The organism is Bradyrhizobium sp. AC87j1 (assembly GCF_002936975.1).
In the GTDB taxonomy this organism is placed as follows: Bacteria; Pseudomonadota; Alphaproteobacteria; order Rhizobiales; family Xanthobacteraceae; genus Bradyrhizobium; species Bradyrhizobium shewense.
In genome coordinates, this window is record NZ_PTFE01000033.1 from 44411 (window position 1) to 59404 (window position 14994).

Genomic DNA, 14994 nt, shown 5'->3' on the forward strand with positions numbered 1-14994 from the left:
TATTTTTGGGCATGATCTTGTCGGACAACCGCTACACACTTGTCCGGATCATGCCTAGATAAGGCGGCATGGACGCGAACACACTGCTGACGTCACAATCGATGACCGTCTCCGAGTTTCGCTGCGACGCGGGACCGGGCGATACGCCGTTTGCCGAATGCCGCACCGGGCATTCCATCGCCTATGTCCGCTCGGGCAGCTTCGGCTGCCATTGCCGCGCCGGTTTCTTCGACCTGGTGGCGGGCTCGATGCTGGTCGGCGCGCCCGGCGAGGAATACACCTGCACACATGAGCATGTCAGCGGCGACGTCTGCCTGTCGTTCTTCCTCAGCGAGGACATGGTCGATGCCCTCGGCGGACGACGCGAGATCTGGCACGTCGGCGCCACGCCGCCGCTGCCCGAATTGATGGTGCTGGGCGAGCTCGCCCAGACGGCGGCAGATGGCAACAGCGACATCGGTCTCGACGAGGTCGGCCAGATCCTGGCCGGCCGTTTTGTCGACGTCGTTTCCGGCAAGGCGCGCAAGCCGGCCACGCCCTCCGCGCGCGACCGCCGCCGCGCGGTCGAGGCCGCGCTGTGGATCGACGACAATTCGCATGCCGAGGTCGATCTCGAACAGATGGCAAAGCAGGCGGGCCTCAGCCCGTTCCATTTCCTGCGGCTGTTCTCGAGCGTGCTCGGCGTCACCCCGCATCAATATCTGGTGCGCTCGCGGCTGCGCCACGCAGCACGGCTGCTCACCGATGACGACATCGCGGTCACCGATCTCGCCTATGACGTCGGCTTCGGCGATCTCTCCAACTTCGTCCGCACCTTCCACCGCGCTGCCGGCGTATCGCCGACCAAGTTCCGCCAGGCCTCGAAGGGAGAGCGCAGCATCTTCGCCGAACGCCTCGTCCTCAACTGAGACAGGTCGGCCGCATGGTGGGGTAATAGTCTGTTGACCAGACGGGCGCGTCGTACTGGGCTTACGGCACGCCGCGCGATACTACAACCAAAGAGCGAATCAACGCTCTTTGAGTGCGGCGACCCGGCAGATGAACAGTGCCCCGAGTGATGTGATTGCGGCCACACTGATCGCGCTTGCCGTCGGTCTTGCCTTCATCGCCGGCTGTGCCGTCTATTATGGCCGCCAGATCACCTCGCGCAGGATTCCGATGCAGTGGGGCACCGACGGTCAGCCGGCCTGGTTTGCACCACGCCTCATCGGACTCTGGTTCAGCTTCGGCGTCACGGCGGCCCTCTCCGCGTTCCTGCTCGTGCTCGCCCTTCATGACCCGCAGAAGCTCACGGCCCTGATCGTTGCAACAGTCAGCGTGATCGGAACGAACATGTGGGTTCACGTCTATCACCTGAAACGGGTGATCCGGTGGCAGTCGGAGGTGCCGGCGAATTAGCCGGCTGCCGAGCGCAAGATTCTCCAAGAGCCGCCCACCTCATCCCGACTAGGGTCGTCTCCGGCGCGCGCCATTTTCGGCGCGCTTTGCAGATGGAGACGATCATGTACGACCACATCGGGCTTCGCGTTGCCGATCTCGACGCCGCGACGCGCTTCTACGCCGCGGTGCTGGCGCCGCTCGGTTACGTCCTGTGCTCCAGCGGCGACGGCTATGCCGGTTTCGGGCCAAAGGGCGAGCCGGCGCTGTGGCTGCACCTGAACAAGGGCCGCAAGGCCGACGGTGCGCACATCGCGTTCCGCGCCGGAAATCATGACGCGATCAAGGCGTTCCACAGCGAAGGCCTGAAGAGCGGCGGCCGCGACAATGGCGGCGCCGGGCCGCGCAAGGATTACAGCCCGACCTATTACGCGGCGTTCCTGATCGACCCTGATGGCAACAATGTCGAGGCGGTTTGTGTGTGAGGCGCGACCTGAGGTGCCACATACGCCGTCATTCCGGGATGGTGCGAAGCACCAGACCCGGAATCTCGAGATTCTCAGGTGCGCAATTGCGCACCATAGTTCGCGCTCCGCGCGCCCCGGAATGACTCCAACAATGGGAATCCCATGGCCTCCATCCACAACGACATCTCCATCAACGTCCCGGCGCGCGACGTCTGGGATGCGGTGCGCGATTTCGGCGCGCTGCATGAACGGCTGGCACCCGGATTCGTCACCGCCTGCACGCTCGACGGCGATGCGCGTATCGTCACCTTCGCCAACGGTTCGGTAGCGCGTGAAGTGCTGATCGATTGCGACGACGCGCGGCAGCGCCTCGTCTATGCCATCAACAACGAGCGGCTGAAGCATTACAGCGCCTCGGTGCAGGTGATCGCCGACGGCGAGCGGAGAAGCCGCTTGGTGTGGATCATCGACATGCTGCCGAACGAGCTTGCAGCCTATGTCCAGGGCCAGACCAAGGACGCCGTCGTTGCGATACATAAAGCGTTTCCGCCCGCTGCAGCCTAGCGGCGGTCCACGCTGCTCTGTGAGTTTTCTCACAGAGCACCGCCCTCGCCAGCCGTAACCATCGCGGCGTGCGTCCGGTTGGCTCCGCTCTCCCGGCGGCGCCACGCACGCGAGGAGCATGCCATGAGAGGTGCGGACAAGGTGATCTGCCAGGCGGCCGCCGTGCTGCTGCTGTTTTCAGTCGCGAGCTCGCCGGCGAAGGCGCAATTCCTCGGCGGCGGAGGTGCCGGCGGCGAGGACATGATGACCCAGATGGCCCCGATGCTGGAGATGATGAAGGCGAAGATGGGCAAGCGCCGCTTCGCCATGATGATGCAGACCATGGGCCCGATGATGAGCCGCATGATGGAGAATGGCGGCGGAGGGCTTGGTGGCATGATGGGCGGTGGCCTCGGCGGCGGCTTTGGCGCACCCAATTACGGCGGCTACACCCCGATGGGTGGCGGTACCATGCCGGGCGGTTATGGCGGCGTTGGTGGCGGCGACATCATGGGCATGATCGGCGGCTCCGGTGGAGGCGACATGATGGCGATGATTCCGCAACTGATGCGGCTCGCCAATGTCGGCGGCGGCGGTCATCGCCGCCACAGGCATCGCTAATCGGCGGCGCCCGATAGAGCCGGCCTGATCGCAGCCTTGCTCGCGCGCGGTCCCCAGCGCGTCAGCACCACGCTGGAGAACGAGAGCAGGCCGAGCACGACCATCGAGCTTGCGGCCAGCCAGAAAAAGCTCTGCGCGGTGGCCCCGTGTGTCGACAGCCACCAGCCGGCCGCCGAGATGTAGATCAGCCGCGCCGTCTGCGCCAGCACCGGCCCGATCACCTTGGCCGCACCTTGCGAGGAGAAATACATCGTCGTGGCAATGCCGAAGAATGCGTAGAACGGTCCGACCGTCGAGAGATATTGATGGCTCGCCGCGCGCACGGCCGCGCTGTCGGTGAAGATGTTGATCCAGAGATCGGGGAACATCGCAACGACGCACGCCGGCGCCCCGACGGCCACGAAGGCGGCAGCACTGGCGATCCAGGCGACGCGCCGGGCGCGCGCGATGTTGCCTGCGCCGATCGCCATCCCCACCATCGGTACGCAGGCGATGCCGAACGAGAATGCGATCGAGGTCAGCAAAAATTCGAGCCGCGCTCCGATGCCGTAGCCGGCGAGGATCGTGGTGCCGAACTTCGCCAGCATGTGGGTGAAGATCGAGATCGTCAGCACCGATTGCAGCGGCGAGAAGCAGGCGATCGCGCCGACCTTCAGGATGTCGAAAAACATCGCCCACTGAATGCGCAGGCCACGCAGCTTCGGTGTAACCCGGGCGCGGCCGGAGAACAGGTACCAGCCCATGATGCAGATGTTCATGGAATAGGCGATCAGCGCGCCGGCCGCGACGCCGCGCATGCCGAACTGCGGCACCGGCCCGAGCCCGAGGCCCAGCGTGCCGCCGAGCACGATCTGCCAGGCCGCCGAGTTGAGGATCAGGAACGACGGCAGCTTCATGTTGCCGGTGCCACGCAGCACGCCGGCCATGGTGTTGAGCAGCCAGGGCAGCACGGCGCCGCCGAAAAATACCTGCGTGTAGGCGATCGCATGCGTCAGCACATCGCCGCGGCCGCCGAGCATTTCCAGCACCCGGGGCCCGAAGATCAGCATGCCCAGCATGAAGACGAGGCCGAAGCTGATGCCGATCAGGATCGCATGCGCGGCGAGCGTACCGGCGCGTTCGCGATCGCCGGCGCCGAGCGCGCGGGCAATGGCGGAAGCCACCGCACCACCCATGGCGCCGCCCGACATCGTCATGGTCAGAATGATTGTCGGAAACACCAGCGCCATCGCCGCCAGCGCCTCGACGCCGAGCCGGCCGATATAGGAGGTCTCCGCGATCACCGTGCAGGTGCCGGCCGAGAGCGCGATCACGTTGGGCCAGGCGAGGGAGAGCAGCGTGCGCAGAATCGGCCCGTCCGTCAGCGCGCTTCGCACCGGCGGCGGGGGCGGCGGCAGCGGACGCTCTTGCTCATCGACCGGGATTTCGGCGATGTCGGACATGTCCTCTCCGGGGCACGGGGCGCCATTTGCGGCGCGGCAATGCGTAGGTGTGCCAATTATTTTCTTCGCGCAGAAGGCGCGGCGAGAGGCTTGTTAGCACGGCCCGCAGCGATTCCTCCTGCGCTAGCTGCAGGCGTGCCCTGCGGCAGCGCATTTCAGCCCGTGAAATTGCGGCTGTTGTTCTCCTCTCCCCGCTTGCGGGGAGAGGAGAAGCGCGCGGCGGCGCCATCGCCTATTCCACGGCCCAAACCAGCGGCGGACGGCCGCCAGCGGCGGCGCGCATGCGCACGCCGATATGCCGCCCGCATCCCGCAGCTAGCCCCTCGAACAAGCCCTCCAGCACCTTGGCGCAGGCGGGGTGATAATCGGCGACGTCGTCCATCAGCTTCCAGCTCTGCTGGCGGATTTCGAAGGAGCCTTCGGATCGCGAGGTCTCGGCCGTGTCATCCTGCGCCGCGAACAGCGCGTTCAGGAACGACGCGAATTCGCTTGCCCCGCCGCGGCTCATCGCCAGCGCGGCGGCGACTTCGTCGAAATATTGCATCCCGATCAACTTGCCGGTGAGGTGCAGCAGATAGCCGGCGTCTTCCGGGCCGAACAACTGCACCATCACGGGCGCCGCCGTGCGCACATACTCCATCGCATAGTTGCGATAGGCTTTTTCGAGGCGCGGTTTCGGCCAGCTCGCAACCGGCAGAGCCGGCGCAGTCTTCGCGTCGAACAGCGGCGCTTCGAGGTGGCGCGCGAACACGAGCCGCTGGTCCAGCTCGAGCGGATGATCGTACTGGTGGTAGTAGCCTTCCAGCCCGTCCTGCCCGTCGACGCTCTGCTTGGTGCAGACGAAGCCGAGCCTGAGATCGCCGAGCGCAACGCCGTTATTGGAGTGCCATCCCCGCAGCATCGCGCGCGAGACCTCGCCCGGCACGCCGCAGATCGCGGTGCCCTTCCAGATCCAGCGCGGCGGCGGATAGCGGATCCAGGCCTTGGCGTCGCTCTCATACATGTATTCGACATGCACGCCGCCGATCCAGTTCGAGAGATAGTGATATTGCGCGGCCGCCACCGCCGGCGGCAGATGATCGATCCCCAGCTTCCTAAGCCCGGGCAGGAAGCGCTCCTGCTGCTGGCGGCGGAACACGCGGAAGACGAACTCCGCTGCATCCGCAGTGCCGCGCCGCGTGACGACGGTGAGGATGAGGCCGGTGAAATAGGCGTGGTAGAGGTCGGCGACTGCACGCCAGCGCTTCCATTGGGCTTCCTGCGCGGCGTCAGCTGCGGCGGTCATTCGTTTCGCTCCCGATCGTTGTTGCGATCGAGTGTGTCACCGCACCTTCCGGCAGGCAACATGACGCCCGTGCAGAGCGCCCTGCGTGGCCACCCGCCAATTCCGCATCACGAAGTTTGCGGTGGCGTCTTGGCCGCGCGCTCTCGCTCGACCCGGTCGGTGACATCGCGCGCCATCGCCACCGATCCCAAGACGTTGCCGCCGGAATCCCGCACCAACGCAAAGGTCATCTCGATGTAGAGCTTGCGCCCGCTCTTATGCAGCGCGCGGGTCAGTGTCGGCCTGCCCGCAAGCTTCATGCTTGCCGCTGGCCAGCGCAGCTTCAAAGCCCTTCCAGTGCGCGGCGCGCAGGTGTTCGGGAATGATCAGATCGAGATTCTGGCCGAGCGCTTCCGCAGCGGAGAAGCCGAACAGCGCCGCCGCTGCACGGTTCCACCGCATGATCGTGCCGGAGCGATCCGAATAGATCAGCGCATCCGCGACGTCTTCGACGATCTTTGCGTCGAGTTCGGATTGGTTGCTCATGTCACCACCTTGCATGTAGCCCGAATTTCGCTTCGCATCCTGACACACCGGTGTCATCGCCCGACCAGTGCGCAATTGCGCACGAGGATCGGGCGATCCAGTATTCCAGAGGCGATCACTATAGAGCCGACAGGCCGCGGCGTACTGGATGCCCCGGTCAAGCCGGGGCATGACAGTAAAATGGGCAGCTACACCCGAAAATGCTTCGATAGTTTGAGGCCCTGGGCCTGATAGTTCGAGCCGATGCGTTGGCCGTACATCGCGTCGGGACGGGCCAGCATCTTCTCGTAGACGAGGCGGCCGACGATCTGGCCGTGCTCGAGGATGAACGGCACTTCGCGCGACCGCACTTCCAGCACGGCGCGCGCGCCTTTTCCGCCCGCGCCTGCATAGCCGAAGCCGGGATCGAAGAATCCGGCATAATGCACGCGGAATTCGCCGACCAGCGGATCGAACGGCACCATCTCCGCGGCATAGTCGGGCGGCACCTGCACGGCTTCCTTCGACGCCAGGATGTAGAACTCACCGGGATCGAGGATCAGGCTGCCGTCGGGACGAGCCGAGATCGGCTCCCAGAAGTCCTCGACGGAATAGCCGGAGCGGCGATCGACGTCGACGACACCGGTGTGGCGCTTGGCGCGGTAGCCGACGAAGCCGTTTGCCTTCTCGCCGGAGAGATCGACGGAGACGGCGACGCCACCCGAGAGATCAGCATCGTCGATGTCGACGAGGCGCTCGGCGGCATGCAAGCCGTCGAGCTCGTCGGCATTGAGGATGGCGTCACCGGTGCGGAAGCGCACCTGCGACAGACGCGAGCCCTCGCTAACCAGCACCGGAAACGTCTTCGGGCTGATCTCGGCATAGAGCGGGCCGTGATAGCCGGCGCCGATCATGTCGAAGCGGCGGGTGCCATCGGCGATGACGCGGGTGAAGACGTCGAGCCGGCCGGTGGAGCTCTTCGGATTCGCGGCCGCGACGATCTCCGGCGGCAGCGCGAGGCTCTCCAGCAGCGGCACGATGTAGACGCAGTTGGTCTCCAGCACCGCCCCATCGGCGAGGCTGAATTCGTGCAGCTTCAATTCGTCGATGCGCTCGGCGACGGTGGCGCCGGGACCGGGCAGGAAGCTGGCGCGGACGCGATAAGCGATGTCGCCGAGACGCAGATCGAGGCTCGCCGGCTGGATCTGGCTCTCGACGAAGTCATAGGCGGGCAGGATGAGCCCGGCCTTCGCCATCGCCGCGATCATGCGGTCGGGCAGGATACCATTGGCGTCGGGCGCAACCGTGAACGTCAACCGGGGGTCCTCTTCAGGGGGCAGATGCATCCGGACATGCCGGAAATACAAGTCTTTTACGGCTATCCGATGGACGCCTTGACGGAAAGGGCATTGCGGAATATGAGCATCACTTATCCCGTGGTGATTTGAGCCGGCCGGCTTGCAGCCACGTTAAATAAGTCGCTAAACAGGCCGGGGACCTCTGTGATCCCGGCCCGTGGAGATATCCAGGCCGGTTTTTTTGTGACCGTTTTCGACGAGACGGTCATGTCGGAGGTACCTATGTCGAAGTCGACCACCAACTATCGTCCCGAAACCCGCCTGGTCCATTCCGGCACCCTGCGCTCGCAATATGGCGAGACGTCGGAGGCGCTGTTCCTGACCCAGGGCTACGTCTACGACACTGCCGAGCAATGCGAGGCGCGGTTCAAGGGCGAGGATCCGGGCTTCATCTATTCGCGCTACTCCAATCCCACCATCGCGATGTTCGAGCGCCGCATGATCGAGCTCGAAGGCGCCGAAGCCGCCCGCTCGGCGGCGACCGGCATGGCCGCGGTGACGACTGCGATCCTGGCGCCGCTTAGGGCCGGCGACCACGTGGTGGCTTCCCGCGCCCTGTTCGGCTCGTGCCTTTACGTCATCCAGGACCTGCTGCCGCGCTACGGCATCGAGACCACGCTGGTGGACGGGCTCGACCTCGACCAATGGCAGCGCGCCGTGAGGCCGAACACCAAGACGCTCTTCCTGGAGAGCCCGACCAATCCGACGCTGGATGTGCTCGACATCCCAGGGATTGCCGAGATCGCGCACAAGGGCGGCGCGCGGCTCGTCGTCGACAACGTGTTCGCAACACCGATCTGGCAGAGCCCGCTGGCGCTCGGGGCCGACGTCGTGGTCTATTCCGCGACCAAGCATATCGACGGCCAGGGCCGCTGCCTCGGCGGCATCATCCTGTCGTCGGAAGCCTTCATCGCCGAGCACATCCACAATTTCATGCGCCAGACCGGCCCGTCGATCTCGCCGTTCAACGCCTGGGTCCTGCTCAAGGGCCTGGAGACGCTGGGCGTGCGCGTGCGCGCGCAGACCGATACGGCCGCGCGCATCGCCGACGTGCTGGCGAGCCATCCGAAGATCTCGCGACTGGTTTTCCCGGGCCGCGCCGATCATCCGCAGGCAGCATTGGTGAAAAAGCAGATGCGCGGCGGCTCGACGCTGGTCGGCTTCGAGGTGAAGGGCGGAAAGGCCGCGGCGTTCCGTGTGCTCAACGAATTGAAACTGGCGAAGATCTCCAACAATCTCGGCGACGCCAAGAGCCTCGTCACGCATCCGGCGACCACGACGCATCAGCGCCTGAAGCCGGAGGACCGCGCCGCGCTCGGCATCAGCGAAGGTTTTATCCGCTTCTCCGCGGGGCTGGAGCATGCCGATGATCTGATCGAGGATCTGACCGCGGCGCTGGAGAAGGCGTGAGGTTCTTACCCTCCCCTGGAGGGGGAGGGTTGCTACGCATGCAGCGAAGCGGAATGCGTAGCGGGGTGGGGTGACGGTCTTCCCACATCCAACAGTGCCCGAGTGGAGAGATCACCCCACCCCGCTCGCGCTTCGCGCGATCGACCCTCCCCCTCCAGGGGAGGGTGAAGCAAGCTACATCGGCCGATACGTTCTTACGTCCGCGGGCACGTTCACGCCCAGCTTGATCTGCCCCACCGAGCGGATGATGTCGTCGCCGAGCAGCTGGGCGAAGCAGGCATAGCCCCAATCGTTCATGTGCAGGCCGTCGGCGATGACGAAGCTCTCGACCGGAATCGACTGGTTCTCGTGCCAGTCGCGCATCACCTCGAAGCGCGGGAAGATGCCGACGTGACGCAGCTCGGCGACCTTGCCCAGCAGCTTCACCATCTTGCCGGCGCTTTCGCCGCGCTGGTTGACGGCCGGCGAATATTGCGGATCGACCAGCACGATGTCGGCGCCGCCGGCGGCCTGGATGCGGCTGATGCCGTCCTCGACCAGTTTGGCGGTGTCGCCGGGATCGAGGTTGCGCAGCACAGCGTTGGTGCCGACCTGCCAGATCACGAGATCCGGATGCACGTCGATCACCTGCGTCTGGAGGCGCTTCATCATCTCGGGCGCATCCTCGCCGCCGACGCCGGCATTGACGACGGTGATGTCGGCGGTCGGATAGTGGCGGCGCAGCTGGGCAGCAAGACGGTTCGGATAATTGAATTCCGGCGAGCTCGCGCCGAATCCTGCGGTCGACGACGAGCCGAACGCGACGATGAGGACGGGCTGGCCGGCCACGAGCTTGCTTGCAACATGCGGCAGCGAGCCCATCGCCTTCGAGCCGCCCTTTGACGGCAGGCAGGGCACGCGGTTGAAGACGTCGCCGGCGGATTTGGCGACCTGCTTCACCTTGTCGATGGCGCGCGCCGTGATGCCGCGCTGCTCGGGCGAGGTCACGGCAACGGTGGTCTGGGACGGCGAAGCGGGAGCGGGATCAGCCGACTGCGCCGGTGCTTGTGTCGCCTGCGCGGCTTGGGTCTGCGCATGCGAGGCTGGCGCCAGCAACAACAGCACTGCTGCTGCAGGTGCGGCCAGCCATGCCGTCAGGCAAAAAGGGCGGAGAGAACTCATTAACGCTAGACCTCAATTTTGCTGCTGGGCCGGCTCCAGATGGGCTGCGTCGATCACGAACTGTGCCAACGCCCGGCCAAGGCAATCATGAACCTGCTTCGCCAGTTCGGGCCCGCGGGACGGACTGAACAGGTCGAACTGACCCTGATCATTCCACTGCCGCATGATCGTGAAGCGATCGAACAGCGGGATGTCGTGCTCCTGCGCCACCACGCGCATATTATCGAGAAAAGGCTGCGCCGAGATCATGGTTTCGGTGCGCGGGCTGTACTGCAAATTCATCAAGACGACGTCGGCCCCTGCCTTTTGCAGCGCAACAACCCCGTCGGTCACCGCGCTCCGAAATTCGTCGGGATCGATGGATCGGATAGCATCCACGGTCCCGGTCTGCCAGATGACCAAAGTAGGCGTCTTTGCTTCCACCAGCTTAACGAAGGTCGAGGCGGCCTCCTCCGCCGTTCTCTTGCTCTGTATTTCTACGGAGACGTGCACCGCTTCTGACGGTGGCAGCTTTTCCTTCAGAACCGCTTCCATGCGCGCCGGATAGGAGCTGCCCTCCGAGGACGGAATCGTGGTCGAGCGGCTGCCGACGACCAGGATTTCGAGCGGCTTGCCAGCCTTGACGGCCTCGGCGACCTTAGGAAGCTGGCTTTCGCTGGTAAGCAGATAAGACGGCAATTCGCACGCCGCGGGCGCACCGGCAGGCGCGGCATCGCCCGCGCGCGCCACAGGCGCGGCGAGGCTACCGCATAGCAGGACCAGGCTCAGGAGAACCTTCGCCTTCATCAGCCCCCTCCCGCCAGATCGGCGTTGCCGACGGCGTTTTTGGTTTTCGCACCGCTCTTGTCAGCCACGCGTTTGTACCACGAAATCACCCAGGCCACGCCCCACATGATCAGGACCCCGGAGAGACTAATCAGCGCATGCATGGCTGCGCCGCCGGAGACTTCGGCGAGAATGAAATGCCCGGCGAAGGCCAGAAAGACGCCGAGGCAGAAGATCTCGAGAGAATGCTGGCCACATAGAATCAATGGTCGCAACCAGCGCGATTTCAAGCCCGGCCAATCCCGGGGTAGGAAGCGGACGGTGAGCGCGGCCAGCGCCAGGAAATGCGTGAAGCGCAGCACGTCGAGATCGGTCTTGTCGATCGGATACATCCACTGCTCGACCCGCTTCGGCATGAATTGGGAGAGCTGCGGCACGTACCAGGTCAGCGTCACGTAGAACGCCGCGGCGAGATAGGCGATCGCGATCCACATCGTCACCGGCGAAGCCAGGATACGCGACATCCGTCGCGCACCTCCGAGCGCGCACCATGCCCCGAAGACGAACAGCAATTGCCAGGCCAACGGATTGAAGGCCCAGAAGCCGTTCGGATAGGCGGAGAAGTAGAGATCGTACTCCCAGGTGACCGCGTAGAGCACGACCGAGAGGCCGAGCGTGACGTCGGGGCGCCATTTCATCGACCACAGGATCAGCGGCAGCGCCAGCATCAGCACGATGTAGAGCGGCAGCACGTCCATGTTGACGGGGCGGAAACGCAGCAGCAGCGCCTGCACGATGGTGACGTCGGGCTGCTTGAGGAAATCCATGATACCCATCTCTTCGGTGTAGAGCGGGTTCTCGAACCGGGTCGCCACATAGGAGATTTCGGCGAGGAAGATCGTGAACAGGAAGACGTGGGCGACGTAGATCTGCCAGACCCGGCGCAGGATGCGCGCGGTGGCGATGACGACGCCGCTCTCCAGCATCGCCCTTCCGTAGACGAAGGCGGCGGTGTAGCCGGAGATGAAGATGAAGATCTCGGTGGCGTCGCTGAAGCCGTAATTGCGGATCGTGAACCAGGTCAGCAGACTCGGCGGCAGATGGTCGATGAAGATCAGCCACAGCGCCAGCCCGCGGAACAGGTCGAGCCGGAGCTCGCGCTCGCCGATGGCGGGCAGCGTGATGGCCGGCGCGGTCGCGCGCGGCTTCGCCCCCGCGGGCTTGCTGTCCACAGCCATGCTGTCTGCAGGCTTGGCGTCTGCAGGCTTGGCGGTTCCCGCGATCGTCGATCCCGTCACATGGTCGGCAATGGTCATCGGGGCCTAAAAACCCTTCCGCAAATCGCGACGTTGAGGAGTGTACCGGTCCGGTCGTCATCTCGCAAAGCGGCCGGATCACGTCCGGGTGTCATTCCCTTTGAATTCTGGCGGGACGATGTCGCCAAAGCCGCCTCCGGCGTTTGGTTCCAGCGCCCGATTTCGGTATGATAGCAACCATGTACCGCGCCGTGACCCGCCAGATCGAAGTGACCGTCGAGCCGAACTTTGTTCCGGAGCAGTCGTCGGCCGACCGCTCCCGTTACTTCTGGTCCTACACCATCGTCATCGTCAATTCGGGCGAGGAGACCGTGCAGCTCAAGGCGCGGCACTGGATCATCACCGACGCCTCCGGGCGCCAGCAGGAGGTGAAGGGCGAGGGCGTGGTCGGCGAGCAGCCGATCCTGGCCCCCGGCGAGCGCTTCGAATACACCTCCGGCGTCCCGCTCTCGACCGCCTCCGGCTTCATGACCGGCCGCTACCAGATGGTCACCGAAAGCGGCGAGCGCTTCGAGATCGACGTGCCGGCGTTTTCGCTGGACAGCCCGGACAATAAGAGGGTGTTGAATTAGGAGCGACGCTCCTTGCGCAGCTGCCGTAGGGTGGGCAAAGGCGCAACGCGCCGTGCCCACCATTTTTCGCGAATTCGGAGACAAATCGTGGGCACGCTTTCGCTTTGCCCACCCTACGATATTGGGGCGCTTGGCAAGCAGCAAAGTAGGATGGGTAGAGCGAAGCGAAACCCATCGTCCCTCATCCTCGCGGAAGCATGATGGGTTTCGCTTCGCTCTACCCATCCTACGACAGCCAATTTGCAGACACGCCTTCGCAGCCTCGCGGCTTGAATCGCCCGAGCTTTGCTTGATCGCTCCACCCTCTAATCCAAGAGGGCGCAGGGAAGGCCGGGTGCTGGCTCGCACCCGCGGTCCGCTGCGCGAAAAGCACACGCAGAAAGAACCGCACAGCAGCATACAGGTGGTGCCGATCACTCGGCCTTCCCTGCGCGGTGGCTGGACGGCTTATGCCGTGATCTCCCGGGAGCCGACCATTCCTTCTGGCCTCCCTCGCCCCGCGAATTTGGATGATGCAGTCTGCCCGGTTGGGCTCGCTCGCACCTCCGCGGAAGCTTGACCGTAGCAACGACGGCCAGGACCACACGGTTTTGCCGTACGCACGGCCCGCCATTTCGCCGCAGTTTTTCCGGCCCCGTCGACGAAGCCGGAAACTTACAGACGAGACGAACCTGACAGCGCCGCTCATCCGCACGAAGCCTCGGGCTCACAGGGACTACCCGCCCTGCCCGCGCCTCTCGTGCCGACGCTGCCGCGTCCACCGCAAGCCCGGCTCGCGATAGTGACGACACATGATCGCCCCTCTTGGATGAGCCGGGATGGGCGATAGATACGACAAAACCGAATTTCGGTAAAGTGGAATATTTTTAGCAAGGCGGATTGACAGAGGGCGACACAGCAAGCTGCCGTAGGGTGGGCAAAGCGAAGCGTGCCCACGTTTTTGGTCGTCATCGAGAGATCGCGGGCACGGCGCAAGTGCGCCTTTGCCCACTCTACGAGAGCTCGCTACGCGTCCTCCACGCCGGCCTCGTCCGGCGTGAAATCGTACACCGAGCTACAGAACTCGCAGGTGACGACGACCTTGTCGTCCTTGACCATGGCGGCGCGGTCGTCGGGCGAGAAGCTCTTCAGCATCGAGGCGACCGCATCGCGCGAGCAGGAGCATTGCGCCTTGAGGACCATCGGATTGAACACGCGCACGCCGCGCTCGTGAAACAGGCGGAACACCAGCCGCTCGCCGGAGAGCTCGGGATCGATCAGCTCGACGTCCTCGACGGTCTCGATCAGCGAGCGTGCCTCGACCCAGGCGTCGTCTTCGGCAACGCTGTGCACCTCGACGCCATCGGGGGCATCGCCGGGATGCAGATCGGCCTGCCGCGCGCGCTCCGCCGCCTTCGGCAGAAACTGCATCAGCATGCCGCCGGCGCGCCAGCGATGCTTGCCGCCGTCGTTGGAGCGCCATTCCTCGCCGACCGCGAGGCGCACGCGCGTCGGGATCTGCTCGGAGCGCAGGAAATATTCGTGGGCGGCGTCTTCGAGGCTGCCGCCGTCGAGCGCGACCAGACCCTGGTAGCGGCTCATGTCGGGGCCCTGGTCGATGGTCATGGCGAGATGACCGCGGCCGAGCAGCGTGCCGGAATCCCTGGTATCGCCGAGACGCGCGGCATCGAAGCGCGCATAGGCCCGCAGGCGATCCGGCGCCATGTAGTCGACGACCAGGAACGACACCGGGCCGTCGGTCTGGGCCTGCAGGATGAAGCGCCCCTCGAATTTCAGCGCCGAGCCGAGCAGCGTCGTCAGCACGATGGCCTCGCCGAGCAGCTTGCCGACCGGCGCCGGATAATCGTGCTTGGTCAGGATCTCGTCGAGCGCCGGGCCAAGCCGCACGAGGCGCCCGCGCACGTCGAGCGCATCGACCTCGTAGGGCAACACGGCGTCATCGATCGGAACCGCTGATGGCGCGCGAACCGGGCCTTCGGGGCCGGCTTTCATCTGAGGGGATTGGGAAACCATGGGGCGTTATCTGGGGTCGGAGGGTGGGAATTGGAAGGGGCGCTGGGTGGCGTGTTCCGGATGCGAATTGGACTGTATCAAGCCGTCTCAAGCCTGCTGTCGTCCCGGACAAGCGTAGCGTAGCGAAGCGCAGATCCGGGACCCATAACCACAGGACTAC

The 14994-nt window shown here is 64.8% G+C and carries 16 protein-coding genes and 1 riboswitch; of the genes, 7 read left to right on the top strand and 9 right to left on the bottom strand.

Features of this window, described 5'->3' with window-relative positions; translation table 11 throughout:
• Positions 1-68: 68 nt before the first annotated feature.
• The 5 genes from CV770_RS18740 to CV770_RS18760 all read left to right on the top strand — a co-directional run bounded on the left by CV770_RS18740 (position 69) and on the right by CV770_RS18760 (position 3008).
• Positions 69-908: a helix-turn-helix transcriptional regulator gene (locus tag CV770_RS18740; protein WP_104463357.1), complete on the top strand. Its 840-nt coding sequence runs from the start codon at positions 69-71 to the stop codon at positions 906-908.
• Positions 909-1038: 130 nt separating this feature from the next.
• Positions 1039-1398, top strand: coding sequence for a hypothetical protein (locus tag CV770_RS18745; protein ID WP_038947289.1), 360 nt, complete (start codon positions 1039-1041; stop codon positions 1396-1398).
• Positions 1399-1502: 104 nt separating this feature from the next.
• The gene (locus CV770_RS18750; RefSeq protein WP_201759916.1) at positions 1503-1862 is read left to right on the top strand and encodes a VOC family protein; all 360 of its coding nucleotides are present in this window, start codon (positions 1503-1505) and stop codon (positions 1860-1862) included.
• 144 nt (positions 1863-2006) lie between these two features.
• Positions 2007-2408 carry an SRPBCC family protein gene (locus CV770_RS18755; protein ID WP_104463359.1) on the top strand — a complete coding sequence of 134 codons (402 nt, stop codon included), beginning with the start codon at positions 2007-2009 and terminating at the stop codon, positions 2406-2408.
• Positions 2409-2531: 123 nt separating this feature from the next.
• Positions 2532-3008 carry a hypothetical protein gene (locus tag CV770_RS18760; protein WP_201759917.1) on the top strand — a complete coding sequence of 159 codons (477 nt, stop codon included), beginning with the start codon at positions 2532-2534 and terminating at the stop codon, positions 3006-3008.
• On the opposite strand, the gene CV770_RS18765 is transcribed toward CV770_RS18760, so the two are convergent.
• From CV770_RS18765 to CV770_RS18780, 5 genes are all read right to left on the bottom strand, one after another.
• The gene (locus CV770_RS18765; protein ID WP_104463361.1) at positions 3005-4450 is read right to left on the bottom strand and encodes an MATE family efflux transporter; all 1446 of its coding nucleotides are present in this window, start codon (positions 4448-4450) and stop codon (positions 3005-3007) included. The two genes, CV770_RS18760 and CV770_RS18765, sit on opposite strands and share 4 nt — an antisense overlap.
• Before the next feature lie 232 nt (positions 4451-4682).
• A complete protein-coding gene (locus tag CV770_RS18770) occupies positions 4683-5735 on the bottom strand; it encodes a hypothetical protein (RefSeq protein WP_104463362.1) in 1053 nt (350 codons plus the stop codon).
• A gap of 107 nt (positions 5736-5842) precedes the next feature.
• Positions 5843-6034, bottom strand: a complete 192-nt coding sequence (locus CV770_RS43350; RefSeq protein WP_245453788.1) for a PAS domain S-box protein — start codon at positions 6032-6034, stop codon at positions 5843-5845.
• Positions 5991-6431 carry a PAS domain S-box protein gene (locus tag CV770_RS43355; protein WP_245453789.1) on the bottom strand — a complete coding sequence of 147 codons (441 nt, stop codon included), beginning with the start codon at positions 6429-6431 and terminating at the stop codon, positions 5991-5993. The genes CV770_RS43350 and CV770_RS43355 overlap by 44 nt, the downstream gene beginning before the upstream one ends.
• 17 nt (positions 6432-6448) lie before the next feature.
• Positions 6449-7585 (bottom strand): 2'-deoxycytidine 5'-triphosphate deaminase, encoded by a 1137-nt coding sequence (locus tag CV770_RS18780; RefSeq protein WP_104463380.1) that lies wholly within the window; start codon positions 7583-7585, stop codon positions 6449-6451.
• An 80-nt stretch (positions 7586-7665) separates the two neighbouring features.
• Positions 7666-7745, top strand: a riboswitch (SAM riboswitch).
• A gap of 74 nt (positions 7746-7819) precedes the next feature.
• Here CV770_RS18780 and CV770_RS18785 point away from each other — a divergent pair.
• Positions 7820-9007 carry an O-succinylhomoserine sulfhydrylase gene (locus CV770_RS18785; RefSeq protein WP_201759919.1) on the top strand — a complete coding sequence of 396 codons (1188 nt, stop codon included), beginning with the start codon at positions 7820-7822 and terminating at the stop codon, positions 9005-9007.
• Between the two features lie 174 nt (positions 9008-9181).
• Here the strand turns inward: CV770_RS18785 and CV770_RS18790 are convergent, their stop codons facing one another.
• Genes CV770_RS18790 through CV770_RS18800 form a run of 3 tightly spaced genes read right to left on the bottom strand, consistent with a single transcriptional unit; the run spans position 9182 to position 12249 of the window.
• Positions 9182-10168: an SGNH/GDSL hydrolase family protein gene (locus tag CV770_RS18790; RefSeq protein WP_104463363.1), complete on the bottom strand. Its 987-nt coding sequence runs from the start codon at positions 10166-10168 to the stop codon at positions 9182-9184.
• 12 nt (positions 10169-10180) lie between these two features.
• Positions 10181-10954, bottom strand: a complete 774-nt coding sequence (locus CV770_RS18795) for an SGNH/GDSL hydrolase family protein (protein ID WP_091965837.1) — start codon at positions 10952-10954, stop codon at positions 10181-10183.
• Entirely contained in the window at positions 10954-12249 is a 1296-nt protein-coding gene (locus tag CV770_RS18800) for an OpgC domain-containing protein (RefSeq protein ID WP_104463364.1), read from the bottom strand. Before CV770_RS18800 ends, CV770_RS18795 begins: the two co-directional genes overlap by 1 nt.
• Before the next feature lie 179 nt (positions 12250-12428).
• On the opposite strand from CV770_RS18800, the gene apaG reads away from it, so the two are divergent.
• Positions 12429-12821 carry a Co2+/Mg2+ efflux facilitator ApaG/CorD gene (gene apaG, locus CV770_RS18805; RefSeq protein WP_165637784.1) on the top strand — a complete coding sequence of 131 codons (393 nt, stop codon included), beginning with the start codon at positions 12429-12431 and terminating at the stop codon, positions 12819-12821.
• A 1005-nt stretch (positions 12822-13826) separates the two neighbouring features.
• Here apaG and CV770_RS18815 read toward each other — a convergent pair.
• Positions 13827-14834, bottom strand: coding sequence for an Hsp33 family molecular chaperone (locus tag CV770_RS18815; RefSeq protein WP_104463365.1), 1008 nt, complete (start codon positions 14832-14834; stop codon positions 13827-13829).
• Between the last annotated feature and the right edge of the window lie 160 nt (positions 14835-14994).